Annotated in this window: 21 protein-coding genes; 3 read left to right on the forward strand and 18 right to left on the reverse strand. The window is 65.7% G+C overall.

From position 1 onward, the window contains the following. Positions 1 to 38 precede the first annotated feature (38 nt). Positions 39 to 626, forward strand: coding sequence for a BPSL1445 family SYLF domain-containing lipoprotein (locus tag AC1Z32_RS20615; protein ID WP_483480337.1), 588 nt, complete (start codon positions 39 to 41; stop codon positions 624 to 626). A 103-nt stretch (positions 627 to 729) separates the two neighbouring features. On the opposite strand, the gene AC1Z32_RS20620 is transcribed toward AC1Z32_RS20615, so the two are convergent. From AC1Z32_RS20620 to mltG, 10 genes are all read right to left on the reverse strand, one after another. Continuing rightward, entirely contained in the window at positions 730 to 1,800 is a 1,071-nt protein-coding gene (locus AC1Z32_RS20620; protein WP_483480338.1) for a glycosyltransferase family 4 protein, read from the reverse strand. 266 nt (positions 1,801 to 2,066) lie between these two features. Then, entirely contained in the window at positions 2,067 to 3,452 is a 1,386-nt protein-coding gene (gene otsA / locus AC1Z32_RS20625; RefSeq protein ID WP_483480339.1) for an alpha,alpha-trehalose-phosphate synthase (UDP-forming), read from the reverse strand. A 91-nt stretch (positions 3,453 to 3,543) separates the two neighbouring features. Next, a complete protein-coding gene (locus AC1Z32_RS20630) occupies positions 3,544 to 4,782 on the reverse strand; it encodes a mechanosensitive ion channel family protein (protein WP_483480340.1) in 1,239 nt (412 codons plus the stop codon). Between the two features lie 179 nt (positions 4,783 to 4,961). Further along, a complete protein-coding gene (locus AC1Z32_RS20635; RefSeq protein ID WP_062604311.1) occupies positions 4,962 to 5,318 on the reverse strand; it encodes a Rap1a/Tai family immunity protein in 357 nt (118 codons plus the stop codon). 107 nt (positions 5,319 to 5,425) lie between these two features. Beyond that, entirely contained in the window at positions 5,426 to 6,190 is a 765-nt protein-coding gene (locus tag AC1Z32_RS20640; protein ID WP_483480341.1) for an ankyrin repeat domain-containing protein, read from the reverse strand. A 54-nt stretch (positions 6,191 to 6,244) separates the two neighbouring features. Continuing rightward, positions 6,245 to 7,030, reverse strand: coding sequence for a TatD family hydrolase (locus AC1Z32_RS20645; RefSeq protein ID WP_483480342.1), 786 nt, complete (start codon positions 7,028 to 7,030; stop codon positions 6,245 to 6,247). 10 nt (positions 7,031 to 7,040) lie between these two features. After that, positions 7,041 to 7,568 carry an N-acetyltransferase family protein gene (locus AC1Z32_RS20650; protein WP_483480343.1) on the reverse strand — a complete coding sequence of 176 codons (528 nt, stop codon included), beginning with the start codon at positions 7,566 to 7,568 and terminating at the stop codon, positions 7,041 to 7,043. A 20-nt stretch (positions 7,569 to 7,588) separates the two neighbouring features. Then, entirely contained in the window at positions 7,589 to 8,629 is a 1,041-nt protein-coding gene (locus AC1Z32_RS20655; protein WP_483480344.1) for a DNA polymerase III subunit delta', read from the reverse strand. A 20-nt stretch (positions 8,630 to 8,649) separates the two neighbouring features. Beyond that, positions 8,650 to 9,270 (reverse strand): dTMP kinase, encoded by a 621-nt coding sequence (gene tmk, locus AC1Z32_RS20660; RefSeq protein ID WP_483480345.1) that lies wholly within the window; start codon positions 9,268 to 9,270, stop codon positions 8,650 to 8,652. Then, positions 9,271 to 10,281 (reverse strand): endolytic transglycosylase MltG, encoded by a 1,011-nt coding sequence (mltG, locus tag AC1Z32_RS20665; RefSeq protein ID WP_483480346.1) that lies wholly within the window; start codon positions 10,279 to 10,281, stop codon positions 9,271 to 9,273. It abuts the gene before it with no gap. 104 nt (positions 10,282 to 10,385) lie between these two features. Here mltG and ygfZ point away from each other — a divergent pair, with 104 nt between their 5' ends. After that, positions 10,386 to 11,372 carry a CAF17-like 4Fe-4S cluster assembly/insertion protein YgfZ gene (gene ygfZ / locus AC1Z32_RS20670; RefSeq protein WP_483480347.1) on the forward strand — a complete coding sequence of 329 codons (987 nt, stop codon included), beginning with the start codon at positions 10,386 to 10,388 and terminating at the stop codon, positions 11,370 to 11,372. Between the two features lie 12 nt (positions 11,373 to 11,384). Further along, the gene (locus tag AC1Z32_RS20675) at positions 11,385 to 12,203 is read left to right on the forward strand and encodes an NRDE family protein (RefSeq protein ID WP_483480348.1); all 819 of its coding nucleotides are present in this window, start codon (positions 11,385 to 11,387) and stop codon (positions 12,201 to 12,203) included. Here the strand turns inward: AC1Z32_RS20675 and AC1Z32_RS20680 are convergent, their stop codons facing one another. From AC1Z32_RS20680 to pncA, 8 genes are all read right to left on the reverse strand, one after another. Further along, positions 12,204 to 12,476 carry a hypothetical protein gene (locus AC1Z32_RS20680; RefSeq protein ID WP_483480349.1) on the reverse strand — a complete coding sequence of 91 codons (273 nt, stop codon included), beginning with the start codon at positions 12,474 to 12,476 and terminating at the stop codon, positions 12,204 to 12,206. It lies immediately after the preceding gene. Between the two features lie 45 nt (positions 12,477 to 12,521). After that, on the reverse strand, positions 12,522 to 13,475 hold the full coding sequence (locus AC1Z32_RS20685; RefSeq protein ID WP_483481699.1) for an alpha/beta hydrolase: 954 nt from the start codon (positions 13,473 to 13,475) through the stop codon (positions 12,522 to 12,524). Between the two features lie 50 nt (positions 13,476 to 13,525). Beyond that, on the reverse strand, positions 13,526 to 14,386 hold the full coding sequence (locus AC1Z32_RS20690; protein WP_483480350.1) for an SDR family oxidoreductase: 861 nt from the start codon (positions 14,384 to 14,386) through the stop codon (positions 13,526 to 13,528). A gap of 25 nt (positions 14,387 to 14,411) precedes the next feature. After that, the gene (locus AC1Z32_RS20695) at positions 14,412 to 15,416 is read right to left on the reverse strand and encodes an NADP-dependent oxidoreductase (RefSeq protein ID WP_483480351.1); all 1,005 of its coding nucleotides are present in this window, start codon (positions 15,414 to 15,416) and stop codon (positions 14,412 to 14,414) included. Positions 15,417 to 15,440: 24 nt separating this feature from the next. Beyond that, positions 15,441 to 15,926 carry a PaaI family thioesterase gene (locus tag AC1Z32_RS20700; RefSeq protein WP_483480352.1) on the reverse strand — a complete coding sequence of 162 codons (486 nt, stop codon included), beginning with the start codon at positions 15,924 to 15,926 and terminating at the stop codon, positions 15,441 to 15,443. A 5-nt stretch (positions 15,927 to 15,931) separates the two neighbouring features. Then, complete coding sequence (locus tag AC1Z32_RS20705) at positions 15,932 to 16,234, reverse strand: Dabb family protein (protein ID WP_483480353.1); 303 nt, start codon at positions 16,232 to 16,234, stop codon at positions 15,932 to 15,934. Positions 16,235 to 16,323: 89 nt separating this feature from the next. Further along, a complete protein-coding gene (locus AC1Z32_RS20710; protein WP_483480354.1) occupies positions 16,324 to 17,502 on the reverse strand; it encodes an acetyl-CoA C-acyltransferase in 1,179 nt (392 codons plus the stop codon). Further along, a complete protein-coding gene (pncA, locus tag AC1Z32_RS20715; protein WP_483480355.1) occupies positions 17,499 to 18,137 on the reverse strand; it encodes a bifunctional nicotinamidase/pyrazinamidase in 639 nt (212 codons plus the stop codon). The genes AC1Z32_RS20710 and pncA overlap by 4 nt, the downstream gene beginning before the upstream one ends. Between the last annotated feature and the right edge of the window lie 8 nt (positions 18,138 to 18,145).

Here is an 18,145-nt window from a genome sequence, read left to right on the forward strand (position 1 = left end):
CTCTATGGGGTTTCCTACTTCCACGATGGAGAACAATGATGCAAAGACGAAACTTCATGCTCAAGTCAACTGCCGTCCTGGCGCTGGGAGGCCTCGCGCTTGCCGGCTGCACGACGAACAGGAATGCCGGCGCGGAACAGGCCGCGGGCGCTGCTGATGAGCACCGCTCGATTGACGCCGACGTCGACAGCACCATTCAGCGTCTCTACGCCACGGTCTCCGGCTCGCGCGAACTGGTCGCAAAGGCGCGCGGTGTGCTGGTGTTCCCGTCGGTGCTCCAGGCGGGCTTCATCGTCGGCGCGCAATACGGCAAGGGCTCGCTGCGCGTGGGCGGCAGCACGGTGGGCTATTACAGCACCACCTCTGGCTCGTTCGGCCTGACGGCGGGCGCGCAATCGAAGGCGCTGATCTTCCTGTTCATGACGCAGGACGCGCTCGACAAATTCCGCAATTCGGACGGCTGGTCGGCTGGCGCGGACGCATCGGTGGCGCTCGTCAAGATGGGCGCGAACGGCACGATCGATACGACCACCGCGACCAAGCCGGTCGAGGTGATCGTGCTGACCAACGCTGGGCTCATGGCCGATGTTTCGCTGGAAGGCACGAAGGTTTCGCGCCTGAAGTAGTGAGCGCGCGCCACTGGCGGCGCCTGACTGCAGAGCATGACCGCCGTGCGGCGCGATCTTCGGGTCGCGCCGCACGGCGGTTTTTTCTTGGTTTTTCGAGCGCTCAGCTCGTCGTCGCGCGATCGATCAGCTTGAAGCGCGCGCGCTTTTGCGCCCGCACGACGGCCTGATACGCATCGAGATATTGCCGCGCCATGCGATGCGACGTGAAGCGTTCCTCGAAACGCTTGCGCACGCGCTCGCGCGGCAAGGTATGCAGGCGGTTGACCGCCGCCACCGCGCCGATCTCATCCTCGACGATGAAGCCCGACACGCCCTCGTCCACCACTTCGGGCACCGCGCCGCGATTGAACGCGATGACAGGCGTGCCGCACGCCATTGCTTCGATCATCGCGAGGCCGAAGGGCTCCGGCCAGTCGATCGGGAACAGGAGCGCATGCGCGCCCGACAGGAATTCGGCCTTCTGAGTGTCGTTGATCTCGCCGATATATTCGACGTACGGCAATTCGAGGAGCGGCGCGATTTCGCGCTCGAAGTATTCGTGATCGGCGGCGTCGACCTTGGCGGCGATCTTGATCGGCAAGCCGCAGCGGCCCGCGATGCGGATGGCCGTATCGACACGCTTTTCCGGCGAAATGCGCCCGAGGAAGGCGAGGTACTTCTGCTCCACCGGCTGCGGCACGTAAAGCGTCTCAGGCAGGCCGTGATAGACGGTGGTGATCCACCTGGCCTGCGGCAGCGGATGCCGCTGCGAATCCGAGATGGACACGACGGGCGCCGTGTTGAAGGTATCGAACACCGGCTGCTGCTCGGGAAGATCGAGACGGCCGTGCATGGTCGTGATGAACGGCGTGTCCTGGCGCTTGAACAGCGAGAACGAGTAATAGTCCATGTGAAAGTGCAGGACATCGAACTCCTCGGCACGGCGCCGCACCAGTTCCATCAGCAGCATATGCGGCGCGATGCGGTCGCGGATCGCCGGATCGAGCCGCAGCGCGCGCGGCCACACGGGTTCCAGGTTGGCGCTGGTCTGCGAATCGCCGGTTGCGAATAGCGTCACCTCGTGGCCGAGCTCGACGAGCGCCTCGGTGAGGTACGACACCACGCGCTCGGTTCCACCGTAGAGCTTCGGCGGCACCGATTCGGTCAGCGGAGCAATCTGCGCAATTCTCATCGTTCTCGTCTCCATGCGGATATCGACGTGCGGCACGACTACGCAGGCCGGCCGCGGCGCGCATCGAGTATGACAGTGGAATGTAAGACCGCCACCAAGGTTTGCCCTTAGGCGTAATTCCGTCTCGCGTCACGGGTCGATGCGTGTCGCGGGTCGCGAAACGACCCCACGACGAGCGCATTATGGAGGGCAAATGCGCCCGTGACGGGCGTCTCTTGCACTTTCATCGCTCTGTTACAGGGCCGAAACATTCGATTGCGGCGGCGTTACGCTTTGGCGTCGCCGCGAAGATCCGCGAGGAAGTCGTCGCGCCACACGCCCAGATCGTGTTTGCGCAGCGCGGCCATGTTGGTCTCGTAGCGCTGCTTGCGCTCGGCGAGCGGCATCGCGAGCGCGCGCCCGATCGCCTCGCTCGTGCCGACGATATCGTGCGGATTCACCATCACCGCGCCGGTCATTTCATCGGCCGCGCCCGCGAATTGGGACAGCACGAGCACGCCGGGATCGTCCGGATTCTGCGCGGCGACGTATTCCTTCGCGACGAGGTTCATGCCGTCGCGCAGCGGCGTGACGAGCCCGATCTGCGATTCGCGAAACAGCGACATCAGCTTCCACCGGTCGTAGCGCTGGTTCAGATAGCGGATCGGCGTGTAGTCGAGCCCGGAGTAGCGTCCGTTGATGCGCCCCGCCTCGTACTCCAGATTCTGGCGGATCTGCTGATAGGTCTCGACGTCGGAGCGCGTCGGCGGCGCGATCTGCACGAGCGTGACGTTGCCGCGCCACTCCGGCGATTTCTCCAGGAAATGCTCGAATGCCCGAAAACGCTCGACGAGACCCTTCGAATAATCGAGCCGGTCCACGCTCATGATGAGCTTGCGGCCTTCGAGGCTCTGCTTCAGGTCCATCACGTCCTGACGCGCCTCGCCGCGCTCGGCCTGCTCCGCGATCTCGTCCGGAAACACGCCGATGCGGTAGACGTTCGTCCTGAGCTTCCTGCCGAACGCTTCGACGTGGCCGTCGGGCGTCACGGTGCCGTGCGCGTGCCGGATGATGTAATCGTGAAACGCGGTGCGATCGCCTTCGGTCTGAAAGCCCACGACGTCATAGCAGCACAGCGACCGGACGAGCTCCTCGTGCGGCGGAATGTTCAAGAGAATTTGCGGCGACGGAAACGGAATGTGCAGAAAGAAGCCGATGCGATTGTTGACGCCCGCCGAGCGCAGCGCCTCGGCGAACGGAATCAGGTGATAGTCGTGCACCCAGATGATGTCGTCGGGTTCGAGCAGCTTGATGAGCTTGTGCGCGAGCCACGCGTTCACGCGCCGGTAGCCCGCGTATTCGTCGCGGTCGTAGACGGCCAGATCGTTCCGATAGTGAAATACCGGCCACAGCATTGCGTTGGAAAAGCCGCGGTAGTACTGGTCGTAGTCCTTTTTCGGCAGGCCGACGGTCGCGAAGGTCACCGCGCCGTCCTGTTCGAGCTTCGGCCCCTGGTTGGCCACGGTCTCGCTCACCACGTCCCCGCTCCAGCCGAACCAGACGCCGCCGCTGTCCTTCAGCGCGCCGAAGACGCCGACGGCGAGCCCGCCCGCGGAGCCCTTGGTTTCGGTCGGCGTGGCGACCCGGTTGGATACGACGACGAGACGGCTCATATGCTTTCCTTTTCCTCTTCGACTGTTCGATTTTCAGGATAAACCTGAAATTTTCGACTGGAAAACTCCGTGCGGGTTTCTTTCGCTCCGGTCAGGACTTTTCGGCGGGCGTCGGCGCGGTGGACGCCGCAGAATGCGCGCGAGGGTCCGGCCCGGTCGGCTCGCCGCGGCTCGCGACCGGATCGGCGGCGGTGTTCGCCGTGCTTGCGGGCCGGGCCGTGCCCGCGCGTTCGAGCGGCGGCGCGAAATCGACATGATGGTCCTTGTCCGTCGACAAATCCGCCCGCGCGCGCGGCAGATACTGCGGAAACGCCGCCTGCACGAAATTCACGAGCCCTTCCCGCACGCGGCAGCGCAAGTCCCAGTTGAGCGCCGAATCGAAAGAACTGACGAGCACGCGAAGCTGCATCGCGCGATCGGTGGCGTCGGTGACTTGCAGCACCTGCACGCGGCCGTCCCACTCCGGCGCGTGCGCGAGAATGCGCTCGAGCTCCTCGCGCAGCGGCGCGATGGGCATGCGGTAATCCACGTACAAAAACACCGTGCCGATGATCTGCGAGCTGTTGCGCGTCCAGTTCGTGAACGGATTCTCGATGAACCACTGCAACGGCACGATCAGCCGCCGCTGGTCCCAGATGCGGATCGACACATACGTGCCCGTGATTTCCTCGACGCGCCCCCATTCGCCCTGAATCACGACGACATCGTCGAGGCGGATCGGCTGCGACAGCGCGATCTGCAGACCCGCGATCAGATTGCCGAGCACCGGCCGCGCCGCGATACCTGCGACCAGCCCCGCGACGCCCGCCGAAGCCAGCAGGCTCGCGCCGATCTGCCGCACGCTCGGAAACGCCATCAGCGCCGCGCCGAACCCGATGATGACGATCACCACCATCACCGAGCGCGCGAGCACCCGCGCCTGCGTGTGGATGCGGCGCGCGTTGAGGTTGTCGTCGGTGTCGAGCGGATGCGCCTGCACGATCGCCTCGCCCACCGCGCCCGCCGAGCGCGCCGCGAGGAACGTGAGCGCGCCGATCAGCGCGACGGTTTCCATATCGCGCAGCACGCCGATGAACGGCAGCGTATCGGGCGCCTCGAAGATCATGAAGCCGATGCCGAGGAAGACGAGCAGGATGAGCGCGGGCGTGTCGATGTAGCGCAAGACGACGCTCATGAGCGGATACGGCCGCGCGATGCGCGTCAGGATGCGCGCGCCGATGCGATGCACGCCGAGCGCGACCGCCACCGCGATCGCGGCGACAACGAATGCGCCGGGCCAGGTGCCGAGCGGCCGTTCGGCCAGGTCCAGGAAATGATCGAGTGAGAGCATGAGCGTCGCGGATCAGCCTCGTGAAGTGACGAGCGTCGAGGTGGATACGGCGGTCGCATCGCACGGATGCGGGATGCTGCGGATGCTTCCGGGTGGCCGTCTGGGGGCGGCCACCGTGCCTGCCGGTTCAGCAAGCGTGACGCAGGACGCGCGACGGCGCGCCGGCGTCGAAAAGGCGCTCAGCGTTCCGCCTTGCAGGGAAACGCCTTGCCGAGACCGAGCGAGACCATCGTGGTCGCGTTGTAGTCGGCCTTGTCGGGATTGTTGGCGATGTATTTGCGCACCGCGTCCGTGAGTTGCTGCGGCTTCACGTCCGCCGGCAGGCAGAAGTACTGGCCGATCTGCGGCCCGGAGGTTCCGCCGATCGCCTCGATCGTGTTGTAAATGCCGTCCGCCGCGCCTTCGATATAGGCCGCGCAGGCGGTCCGCGAGTTGGGATCCGTTTTGGTGCAGAGCTTGTTCAGATCGTTGCCGGTGAACGCGAACGCGCACACGGGCGTCGCGAGAGCACAGGCGATGACGAATTCCCGCAGCATGGTCTTCCTTTTATGTTGAGCGGCGGTTTGATTGGGGCAACGGGTTCGGAGCGACGCGCGGCCGCGCCTGACCGCCCTCGCCCCGAACCCTGAAAACGCGCGCTGCGCTATTTTGCACCGTTTGAGCCGCTTTGCGGAGCGCCGCCGCCTTGCGGCATTGAATCCAGGCGCGCCTGCAGGCCCGCGGCGACATCCCTCGCCTCGTACTTCCGGGCGAAGTCCACAGCCGTCATGCCGAGCTGATTCTTGACGCGCAGATCCGCGCCTTCGTCGAGCAGCAGCTTGCAGGTCGAAAGATGGTTGCCGCGCGCGGCCATCATGAGCGGCGTCGTGCCGTTGGGCGAGCCCGCGTCGATATAGGCCGAATGGTCGACCAGAATCTTCACGATATCGTCATGGCCGTTGGTCGCCGCGTAGTGCAGCGGCGTCCAGCCCTTCTTGTTCACTTCGGCATCCTTGGCGATCAGCAGATTCACGAAGGTGGCGTCGCCGTTGAGCGCGGCGAGCATCATCGCGTTCTCGCCGGCGGCGTCGAGCTTTTCCAGATCGGTCTTCGGGTTGTCGGCGAGCAGCTGGCCGACCTTGTCCGACTTCTCCCGCGCCGCGATCACGATGATGGGCGTGCCGGTGTCGTCGACCGTGTTCGGGTCCGCGCCCTGCGCGAGCTGTTTCTTGACAGCCGAGACGTCGTCGAACTTGACCGCCTTGATGAGCGAGTCCACGGATGCGGCCCAGACCGGCTGCGCGACGGCGCAGGCGGCCAGCAGCGCGCCGGCTACCAGACCGCGCACGGCCGCGCCCTTGCGCGATGTGCGGGAAACGTTTGGCGCGCTCGCCGCGGACAGGGTGGAAACCATCGGGGAATTGTTCATAAGAGACCTTCGGATTGCCTTGAATCAGTTTTTTCGCGCGCGGGCCGGCCGCCCTCAGGCTGGCCGCGCGATCTTGAATAGCCGGAAGAAATTGTCGGTGGTTGCCTGTGCGACCGCTTCCTCCGGCTGTTCGCGCAACTGCGCGATGAAACGTCCGACATAACTCACGTACGCAGGTTCATTCGGCTTGCCGCGATACGGCACGGGCGCGAGATACGGCGAGTCGGTCTCGATGAGCAGGCGCTCGATCGGCACGCGCCGCGCGACGTCCTGCACATCCTTCGCATTCTTGAACGTGACGATGCCCGACAGCGAGACATGGAAGTTCAGCGCGAGCGCCTTCTCGGCGACCTCCCACGGCTCGGTGAAACAGTGCATGACGCCGCCCGGCACGCCCGCGCGCTCTTCCTCCATGATGCGCAGCGTATCTTCCGACGACGAGCGCGTATGGACGATGAGCGGCTTGCCCGTAGCGTGCGCGGCGCGGATGTGCGTGCGAAAGCGCTCGCGCTGCCATTCCATGTCGGCGATGCTGCGCCCTTCCAGACGATAGTAGTCGAGCCCGGTCTCGCCGATCGCGCAGACCTTCGGATGCTTCGCCAGTTCGACGAGTTCCGCGACGCTCGGCTCTCTCATGTCCTCGTGATCCGGATGCACGCCCACCGACGCATACACGTTCTCGTACTGCTCCGCGATCTCGAGCACGGAAGGCAGCGTCTCCAGATCGACGGACACGCACAGCGCATGCGTGACCGCGTGCGCGCGCATCTTGTCGAGGACGTCGGGCAAGCGGTCGGCGAGCCCTTCGAAGTTGATGTGACAGTGCGAATCGACGAACATCCGGTGCTCCTTAATGCGTGGCTTGCGTTCCGACCCGCTGCCCGTCGAGGCGCAGGCCGAGAATGACGAGATCGCGCTCGACGCCGTCCAGCACGGCGACGCGCGGCAGCGTGCCCCACGCTTCGAAGCCGAACGCGGCGAAGAGCTTCATGCTTGCCGCGTTATGGCCGAAGACGAAGCCGAGCACGGTATCGACGTTCAGCGACGGCGCGCGGTCGAGCGCCGCGCGCAGCAGCTTCTTGCCGAGGCCCTTGCCTCGCGCGCGCTCGTCAAGATAAATGCTCACTTCGACAGTGCGCGCATACGCGGGACGGCCATAGAAATCCGAGAAGCTCAGCCACGCGATCACGTCGCCGTTTTCCTCGACGACCCACAGCGGCCGCGATTGCGGGCTGTGCGCCTGAAACCACGCGAGACGGCTTTCGACCGTGACCGGATCGAGGTCGGCCGTGACGAGGCGCGAGGCGATCGTCGAATTGTAGATGCCGACGATGGCGGGCAAGTCGTCGAGCGTGGCGTCGCGGTAGCTGGGCTTCATGGCTGTGCTGTAGTGTGCCGTCAGGCCGTATAGATCCCGCGATAACCGATGAACAGTTCCTCGAACACGAGGCGCGCGTTGAGCGGGTGATTTTCAACCGCGCGCTGCCGCGTGACGGTTTTGATGTAGCGCGCGAGCGCGGCGGCATCGGCACTTTGCGCGCAACGCGCGAGCGCCTTCGCCGCGCCGGGGAAATAACGCGGACGGCCCGCCGTGCGCTGGGCGAGCAGGTCGTAGAGCCAGCGCTGCAGCCAGCCGAGCACGAGCGGCACGGGCAGCTTCTGCAGATTCTCGCCGCAAGCGAAGGCATCGCAGTTCGGGCCGGCGGCGAGCTGTGCGAGCGTGAAGTCGCGCAAGGCGCGGTTTTCGTCGTTCGAGAGCGCAAGCGCAGCAAGCGGCGCGCCGCCCGCCTGCGCGAGCAGCCCCGCCGGATCGTCGACGCCTTGCGACGCGAGCCACGCGCTCGCTTCATCCGGCTGCGGGACACCCATCGGCCATTGACGGCAGCGGCTGATGATCGTCGGCAGCAGGCGGTCGATGCGCGCCGACACGAGCAGGAACACCACACCCGCGGGCGGCTCCTCGAGCGTTTTCAAAAGCGCGTTCGACGCCGCGACGTTGAGCGCCTCCGCCGGATAAAGCAGCACGACGCGCATGCCGCCGCGATGCGAGCCGACGCCGCAGAAATCCAGCAGCGCGCGCACCTGCTCGATCTTGATTTCCTTGCTGGGCGTGCGGGTCTTCTTGCCTTCGTCGCCATCGGCTTTTTCGGCGGCGGCATCCGCCGCGTCGCCGCTTCCGGCAGCGAGACCCGCGAGCGCTTCAGGCAGCACGGCGCGGTAATCGGGGTGATTGCCCTGCGAAAACCAGAGGCAGGCCGGGCACGTGCCGCATGGCTCGCCGTTGGCGGCCGGCGTCTCGCACAGAAGCCCCTGCGCGAGATGCTGCGCAAACTGCAACTTGCCGATGCCGGCCTCTCCGTGCAGCAGCAGCGCATGCGGCCAGTGCGCGCGCAATTGCTGTAGACGCTGCCAGTCGTCGGTTTGCCAAGGGTAGATCATCGATGAGTTTCTTAACTAAATCAGAGACTTGAAACGACTTCTTCGAGTTTCTTGCGAATCTCGCCGATAGGCCGGGTCGAATCGACGATATAAAAACGCTGCGGCGATTCCTCCGCGCGGCGCAGATACTCGTGGCGCGTGCGCTCGAAAAACGCCTCCGACTCGCTCTCGAACTTGTCCGGCGCGCGCGCGGCCGAGCGGCGCTCGCTCGCGGTGTCGGTCGGCACGTCGAAGAGCACGGTGAGATCCGGCTGAAAACCGCCCTGCACCCAGCGCTCCAGCGCTTCCAGCTTGTCGCGCGGCAGGCCGCGCCCGCCGCCCTGATACGCGAAAGTCGCGTCCGTGAAGCGGTCCGACAGCACCCAGTCGCCGCGCGAAAGCGCCGGTTCGATGACTTGCGCCAGATGCTCGCGGCGCGCGGCGAACATCAGCAGCGCTTCGGTTTCGAGATCCATCGGCTGATTCAGCAGGATGCCGCGCAGCGTTTCGCCGAGCGGCGTGCCGCCCGGTTCGCGCGTCATCACCACCTGGTGCCCGCCCGGCGCGACCTTCGCCGCGAGTTGCTGGCGGAACCAGTCGAGATGCGTGGTCTTGCCCGCGCCGTCGATGCCTTCGAACGTGATGAACTTGCCGCGCGCCATTCATTGACCCCGGATATATTTGTCGACGGCCTTGTTGTGGTCGCCCAGATTGTCGGAAAAGATGCTGCTGCCGTCGCCGCGCGACACGAAATACAGCGCGTTGCTCGCGGCGGGATTGAGCGTGGCGTTCAATGCGGCCACGCCGGGCAGCGCGATCGGAGTCGGCGGCAGGCCCATGCGCGTGTAGGTATTGTACGGAGTGTCCGTCTGCAGGTCTTTTTTCCTGAGCTTGCCGCCATAGGCGGGACCCAGGCCGTAGATCACGCTCGGATCCGTCTGCAGCGGCATGCCGATGCGCAGGCGGTTCGCAAACACCGCCGCGACGAGCGGCCGGTCCTGCGCACGCCCCGTCTCCTTCTCGACGATCGACGCCATGACGAGCGCCTCATAAGGCGTCTTGTAAGGCAGATTCTGCGCGCGCGTGTTCCACGCTTCGGAGAGCCGCGCCTGCATCGTCCGGTACGCGCGCTTGTAGACGGCGAGATCGCTCGTGCCTTTGTCGAAGAGATAGGTATCGGGGAAGAACAGCCCCTCGGCCGACGCCTTGTCCACTTCCGCCGCGCCGATGGCGCGCAGGAGGTCGGTGTCGGTCATGCCCACGGTGTCGTGCTTCAGCGCGGGATTGCTGTCGAGTTCGCCGCGCATTTTCTGCAGCGTCCAGCCTTCGATGACGGTCGCGACATATTCGTTCACGTCCCCGCGGGCGATCTTCTGCAGCACCTCGTAAGGCGTGACGCCGCTCTTGAACGCGTAATTGCCCGACTTCAACTGTGCGGACAGGCCGAGCACGCGCGTCATCAGCACGAACAGCTCCGGCTCGACGGGCACGCCGCCGCGGTTCAACTGGGCGCTCACGCTGCGCAGGCTGCTGTGGGGCTTGATGATGACGTCGAGCTCGGGCGTCGGCAGCTCCATGGGCCGGTTGGCCCACCACCAGACGCCGCCGGCGACGGCTGCCGCGAGCATCGCGGCGAGCACCGCCGCCACGACGCATTTCTTCAGAAGGGACATGCGAAACACACTTGAGATAAGACCAATATAATAACTTGCCGCCTGCGCCAGAGTCGCATTCGCCGACCCGCGCCCAAACGACAGGATTGACAGCCCGCCCGCCCATGAATTCCCAGACCACCGCCCTCACCGCCTCCGATTTCGAATCCGTCAAGACCGCCGGCGCGTACATGCCGCTCACGCAGTTCGGCGTGATCGACGTCAAGGGCGAGGACGCCGCCCCATTCCTGCACAACCAGGTCACGAACGACGTCCAGCATCTCGATGCCTCGACCGCTCGGCTTGCGGGCTACTGCTCGCCGAAGGGGCGCCTCCTCGGCTCGTTCCTGATGTGGCGCACGGCCGACGCGGTGCGCCTGCTCATCGCGCGGGACGTGCAGGCCGCCGTGCAAAAGCGCCTGTCGATGTTCGTGCTGCGCTCGAAGGCGAAGCTCTCCGACGCGACGCCCGAAGTCGCCGCGGTCGGTTTCGCGGGCGATGTGCGCGCGGCGCTGTCCGGCATCTTCGATGCGCTGCCCGACGGCGTGCATGTGAAGGTCGAAGGCCCACACGGTTCGCTGATCCGCGTGCCGGACGCGGCGCACCGTCCGCGTTTTCTGTGGGTCGGTCCGAAGGCCGATGTCGAGGCCCGGCTCGCGAAGCTCGACGACAAACTGCAGCGCGTGCCGGAGACGATGTGGGACTGGCTCGATATCCACGCGGGCGAGCCGCGCATCACGCACGCGACGGTCGAGCAGTTCGTCCCGCAGATGGTGAACTTCGACGTGCTCGGCGCGGTGAATTTCAGGAAGGGCTGCTATCCGGGCCAGGAGATCGTCGCGCGCAGCCAGTATCGCGGCACGATCAAGCGGCGCACGGCCCTCGCCCATGCCGATACCGCGACGCCCGGCGCGGAGCTCTTTCATTCCGGCGATCCCGGCCAGCCGTGCGGGCTCGTCGTGAACGTGGCGCCCGCGGAGGGCGGCGGCGTGGATTGTCTCGTGGAGATCAAGCTCGCCGCGCTCGATGACGGCACGGTGCATGTCGGGTCCGCCGATGGTCCCGCGCTCACCTTCGTGCCGCTGCCTTATGCGTTTCCGGCCGACGCCTGAGGCTTTGCGCGCATGTGTCTGATCGTCTTCGACTGGCAGCCTGCGGCTTCGCGCGAGAATGGCCGCGCGTTGCTGACGCTCTCGGCGAACCGCGACGAGTTCTTTCGCCGCGACGCCGAGCCGATGCACTGGTGGAACGACGCGCCCGGCGTGCTCGCGGGCCGCGATCTGACGGGCGGCGGAACGTGGCTCGGCATATCGCGCGATGGCCGCTTCGCCGCGCTGACGAACTATCGCGCGCCGAGCGAAGCGCGGCCGAATGCGCCGACGCGCGGCACGCTCGTGAGCGCGTTTCTCGCCGGCGAGCGTCTGGCGCCGCTCGATTATCTCGAACGCGTGGCCGAGGAAGGTCACCGTTACAACGGCTTCAATCTGCTTTGCGGCGATTTCGCACGGCGCGAGCTCGGCTGGTACGGCAATCGCGCCGAAGCGCCGCCCGCCCTGCTCGATGCCGGCGTGCATGGTTTATCCAACAGTCTGCTGAACACACCATGGCCCAAGCTCGTCGCGCAGCGCGAGGCGTTGTGCGACCTGATCCACGCCGATGAGCGCCCTTCGCTCGATGTGCTCATCGAGACCTTGCGCGATCCGCGCATCGCGAACGACGAGCATTTGCCGTCGACGGGTATTTCGATAGAACGTGAGCGCGTGCTGTCGGCGGCGTTCATCGAGACCGCGGATTACGGGACACGCAGCACGACGGCTTTGCGCGTGAAGCCGTTGGCGCGTGGCTTATCGGTCGATATCAAGGAACGCAGCGACGATGACGGTTCGCATCGCATCGTCAGGCCCGGCGCGTTCGAGCGGGCGTTCGGATTCGAGATCGCGTGATCAGCGTTTTCGGCGCGTCAAATACATGGTTGCGGCGACGAGCAGCGCGGTAGTGACATCGATTGCTCCGAGCATGGGCAAGGGATCGGACCACTTGTCCATGCTCGCCGTGCGTGCATAGTACGGCGGGCCGTTGCCGTATGCTTCGTTCAGATTCAGCGCGTTGACTGCGCCGACGAGAAGGACGGCGGCAAGCAAGACAACGCCAAGCCTGGCTTGCAGGATTGTGGTGTTCACAGCGAATCTGTTCCGATCGAATGGATGAAACGCCATTTAACAATCCGAAGCAGATTTCCTGCAGGCGAAAACTCGGATTCCTTATTCGAACACCGCCCGCAACGCCCTCACCGCGTCCGCATGCGCCTGCGCCACTTCCGGCACGAACCCGCCCATTTTGAAGAACTCGTGGATCATGCCTTCGTAGCGCATGAGCGTGACCGGCACACCCGCTTCTTCAAGTCTTGAAGCGAACGCAATGTCCTCGTCATAGAGCGGATCGTGATCTGCCGCCGCGATCCACGCAGGCGCGACGCTCCTGAAATCCGGCACGCCGCGGGCTGCATCGAGCGGTGCGAAGCGCCAGTCGTCGCGGTCGCGATCGTCGCGCACATACTGTTCGAAGAACCATTGAATCGTTTCGCCGGAGAGCAGATAGCCCTCCGCGAGCCGCTCATGCGATGCGCTCCCCTGCCACGCGCTCGTGCCCGGATAGATCAGCAGTTGCAGCCGCAGGCCGATGCCCGCATCGCGCGCGAGCACCGCGCACACGATCGCGAGCGTGCCGCCCGCGCTGTCGCCGCCGATCGCGAGCCGGCCGGGATCGATGCCGAGCGTCGGCGCCTCGCGCGCGAGCCACTGCAGCGCGTCGAACGCGTCGTGCACCGCGACGGGAAACTTGTGCTCCGGCGCGAGCCGGTAATCGACCGATACGACCGCGCAGCCCGCGTCGTGCGCGAGCTTGCGGCACAGCGCGTCGTGCGTCGACACGCTCCCGACCGTGAAGCCGCCGCCATGCAGATACAGCAGCGCGGCGGAAGGTTCGGCCCAGCTCGGTTCGGCAGGCTGGTACACGCGCACGCCGATGGTTTCGCCATCGCGCGCCGGAATGCGCATGTCTTCGACGCTGTGCATGGGCAGCGGCGCGATATCGAGAATCTGCGCGCTCATCGCGTAGGCGGCGCGCGCCTGTTGCGGCGTCAGCGTGTGATACGGCGGGCGATTGGCGCGCGCGACCATCTCCAGGATTTGCGCGATCTTCGGATTGAGCGGCATCGGCGGAAAAAGCGTCAAAGGGACACGATGATGCCACGATCCGCAAGCCGTCAGCGCGGACGTTTCAGCGACATCGGATCGGTGGGATTGCGCAGTTGCGCGATGTCGTCGAGCCGCAGTTGCACCGACGGCATGATGGACGGATGCGTGATGACGTAGAAACGCCCTTCGCGCACCGCATCGAACGTCATGTCCGCGATGTCGCTTGCCGAAAGCTTGCCGCCCTCCACCGCCTTCGTCAGTTGCCGCGCCGCGAGTTTTTGCGAGGCGGTATACGGCGCGTCGTTGGCGAGCGCGCCGGGCCGCGAGCGTTCGGCATCCGCGATACCGGTCGGCACGAACGCGGGACATAGCAGCGACACGCCGATCGACGACGCGCCCGCGAGCCGCAGGTCGTGATAAAGCGTCTCGGTCAGCGCGACGACCGCATGCTTCGACGCGTTGTAGACGCCCATCGCGGGCGCGGCGAGCAGGCCCGCCACCGACGCCGTGTTGACGATATGCGCCGGCTCGTTCTGCGCGAGCATGACCGGCACGAACGCGCGCAGACCGTTCGCGACGCCCATCACGTTCACGCCGAAGACCCATTGCCAGTCGTTCGCGCTGTTCTCCCAGACGAAGCCGCCCGCGCCGACGCCTGCGTTGTTGAAGAGCAGATGCACGCCGCCGAACGCATCGAGCGATGCGCGCGCGAGGGCTTCGACCTGAGCGCCATCCGATACGTCCGTCGCAACGCCGATCGCCTCGCCGCCGGCCACGCGCACCGCGTCGACGGTCGCGGCGAGCGCGGTGGCATCGACGTCCGCGAGCACGAGCTTCATGCCGAGCGCCGCGCCTTTCGTCGCGAATGCCCGCCCGAACCCGCTGCCCGCGCCGGTGATGACGGCGACCTTGCCTTCGAAGCGATCCACGTGCGTTCCTTTGCTTAAGGGAGAGCTAGACGAGCTTCACCAGTTGCTTGCCGAAGTTCTTGCCGCGCAGAAGGCCGAGAAACGCTTCGGGCGCATTCTCGAGCCCTTGGGCGATGCTCTCGCGAAAATGCAGCTTCTTCGTCGCGACACGTTCGCCGAGTTCCTTCAGCGCCTGCGGCCAGATATCCAGATGTTCGTAGACGATGAAGCCTTGCAGCTTGAGCCGCTGCGTGAGGATGAGCCGGGGCGCGTCCATCGGCATCGGCTTGCCGTCGTAGCCGGAGATCATCCCGCACACCGCGATGCGCCCGAACGCGTTCATGCGCGCGAGCACGGCGTTGAGCACTTCGCCGCCGACGTTCTCGAAGTAGCCATCGATGCCATCGGGCGTCGCGGCTTTGAGGTCTTCGTAAAGCTTGCCCGCCTTGTAATCGACGCATGCATCGAAGCCGAGCGTCTCGACGACATAGCGGCATTTCTCCGCGCCGCCCGCGATGCCCACCGCGCGGCAGCCGGCCGCCTTCGCCAGTTGCCCGACAACGCTGCCCACCGCGCCGCTCGCCGCCGACACGACGACCGTCTCGCCTGCCTTCGGCTCGATGATGCGATTCAACCCGTACCACGCGGTGACGCCCGGCATGCCGACCGCGCCGAGATACGCGGACAGCGGCACGCGCGATGCATCGACCTTGTTCAGGCCTTTCCCATCGGACGTGCCGTATTCCTGCCAGCCGAGCACGCCGACGACGCTATCGCCCGGCTTGAACGCGGGATTGCGCGATTCGCTGACGATGCCCACCGTGCCGCCGATCATCACTTCATTGAGCGGCTGCGGCGCGGCGTACGATTTCGCATCGCTCATGCGGCCGCGCATGTAGGGATCGAGCGAAAGATAGTGATTGCGCACGCGCACTTCGCCGTCCTGAAGCGGCGCGAGCGGTGTTTCGACCAGCTTGAAGTTCGACACCGACGCCTCGCCCTCGGGGCGCGACACGAGCAATATCTGACGGTTGATCTGTGCGTCTGCCATGCGGGTTCTCCTTCGGGTTGACGTTCAGGCGTCGCTCGGTCCCGGCGTCGCCTTCGGATCGGAGCGCATCTTCTGGCGGACGATATCGCGCCCGACCGCAAGCCGCTTCATGTATTTGAACGTGCCGAGCGCCTTCGCGACGAAGTGGCCTTCGCTGTCGCGGATTTCGCCTTCGCAATAGGCCATCGTCGTCGAGCGATGCAGCACGCGCCCGTAGCCGCGCAACTCGCCGCGCCCCGGCTGCATGAAGTTCACCTTCATCTCGACGGTGACGACGCCGATGCCGTCGCCCGCGACGCTGCGCGCGGCGAGCGCGAGCGCGGCATCGAGCAAGGTCATCGTGACGCCGCCGTGCGCGATGCCCCACGTGTTCAGGTGCGCTTCCTGAAGCGGCATGCGCACTTCGGCTTCGCCATCCTTCGCCTCGACGAGCTGCACGCCGAGGGCGTCGATGAACGGGCTTTCGATCGAGACGCCGCCCGTGCCTGCTGATGTATCGGATGTGGCCATCGCGCTCACACTTCGTAGTCGACGCACTGACGGTCTTCGCGGACCGCCGCGACGAAATCCTTCAACGCCTGGTGCTTCGGATGCACCTGATAGGCCTCGAGCGCGGCGCGGTCGTCGAAGTCGGAGACGAGCACGACGTCATACGTGCAATCGAAACCCGGCTGCGCGGTGCCGACCTCGAAATGCCCTTGACCCTTCACGATGCTGCGGCAGGTTTCGAGCTTCGCCTTGAGCTTTTGCGCGTTCTCCGCGCGGCTCGCGCCTTCGGCGCTTTCCTTGAGTTTCCACATGACGATGTGACGTAGCACGGCGGCTCCTGATATCGAACAAGACCTGAAGCGTAGCAAAAATCGCCGTGCTTCGACGACTCGCTCCTGCTTCGAAGCACGCGCAACCGTCACACGATTTCGAACAGACCCGCCGCGCCCTGCCCGCCGCCGATGCACATCGTGACCACGACGAACTTCGCGCCGCGCCGCTTGCCTTCGATAAGCGCATGGCCCGTCAGACGCGCGCCCGACACGCCGTACGGATGCCCGACCGCGATCGCGCCGCCGTTCACGTTCAGGCGCTCGTCCGGAATGCCGAGCCTGTCGCGGCAATAGAGCACCTGCACGGCGAAGGCCTCGTTCAGCTCCCACAAGTCGATGTCATCGACAGACAAGCCCGCGCGCTTCAAAAGCTTCGGCACCGCGAACACCGGACCGATGCCCATCTCGTCCGGCTCGCAGCCCGCGACCGCGAAGCCGCGGAAAATGCCGAGCGGCTGAAGCCCTTCCTTCTCCGCGAGCGTCGCGTTCATCACGACACATGCGCAAGCGCCATCGGAGAACTGGCTCGCATTGCCCGCCGTGATGACGCCGCCCGGCAGCGCGGTGCGGATCTTCGATACGCCTTCGAGCGTCGTGTCGGCGCGAATGCCTTCGTCGGCGGCGAGCGTCACTTCCTTCGTGTACAAGCGCCCCGTCGCCTTGTCGGCGATGCCGGCGAGCACGGTGATCGGCACGATTTCATCGTCGAACCTGCCCGCCGCCTGCGCGGACGCCGCGCGCTGCTGCGAACGCACGCCGTAAGCGTCCTGCCGCTCCTTCGCGATCTCGTAGCGCTTCGCGACGTTCTCCGCCGTCTGCAGCATCGACCAGTAGATTTCGGGCTTGTGCCGGTTGAGCCAGCCTTCGGTCAGCATGTGGCGGTTCATCTCGTTCTGCACGCACGAGATCGATTCGACGCCGCCCGCGACGAAGACCTCGCCCTCGCCCGTCATCACGCGCTGCGCGGCGAGCGCGATCGTCTGCAGGCCCGACGAGCAGAAGCGGTTCACCGTCATGCCGGGCACGGAGACGGGCAAGCCCGCGCGCAACGCGATCTGCCGCGCGATGTTCGCGCCCGTCGCGCCTTCCGGATTCGCGCAGCCCATGATGACGTCCTCGACGCGCGCCGGATCGATGCCCGCGCGCTCGACGACAGCCTTTGTCACATGGCCGCCGAGCGTCGCGCCGTGGGTCATGTTGAGCGCGCCGCGCCACGATTTGGCGAGCGCGGTGCGCGCCGTCGATACGATCACTGCATCGGTCATGTCGTCTTCCTCACGATGTCTTCGGAATTCACGCGGCGCACGCCCGCCGCGTTCATGTCTTGCCAGGCTCGGTCGAGCGAGCCGTTCAGATCGATCGCGCGGCACGCGTCCTCGATCACGATCACGTCGAAGCCCGCCGCGCGCGCATCGAGCGCGGACCACGCGACGCAATAGTCGGTCGCGAGTCCCGCGAGCCACACGCGCTTCGCGCCGACATCGCGCAGATAGCCTGTGAGGCCCGTGGGCGTCACGCGATCCGCTTCGACAAACGCCGAATAGCTGTCGACGTGCTCGTGATGCCCCTTGCGCACGACGAGCCGTGCATGCGGCACGTGCAGATCGCGATGCAGCGCCGCGCCTTGCGTGTCCTGCACGCAATGCACCGGCCACAACACCTGTTCGCCATAGGGCAGCGTCATCATCTCGAACGGCTCGCGGCCGGCGTGATTCGCCGCGAAAGAGACATGCGAGCGCGGATGCCAGTCCTGCGTCAGCACGACATGCGAGAACGCGCGCGCAAGGCGGTTGATGACGGGCACGACTTCATCGCCCTGTGCGACGGCAAGCGCGCCGCCGGGCATGAAGTCGTATTGCACGTCCACCACGAGGAGTGCATCTTCGACAGGTTTGATCATGGCGTTCG

The organism is Caballeronia sp. 11_S32 (assembly GCF_056930355.1).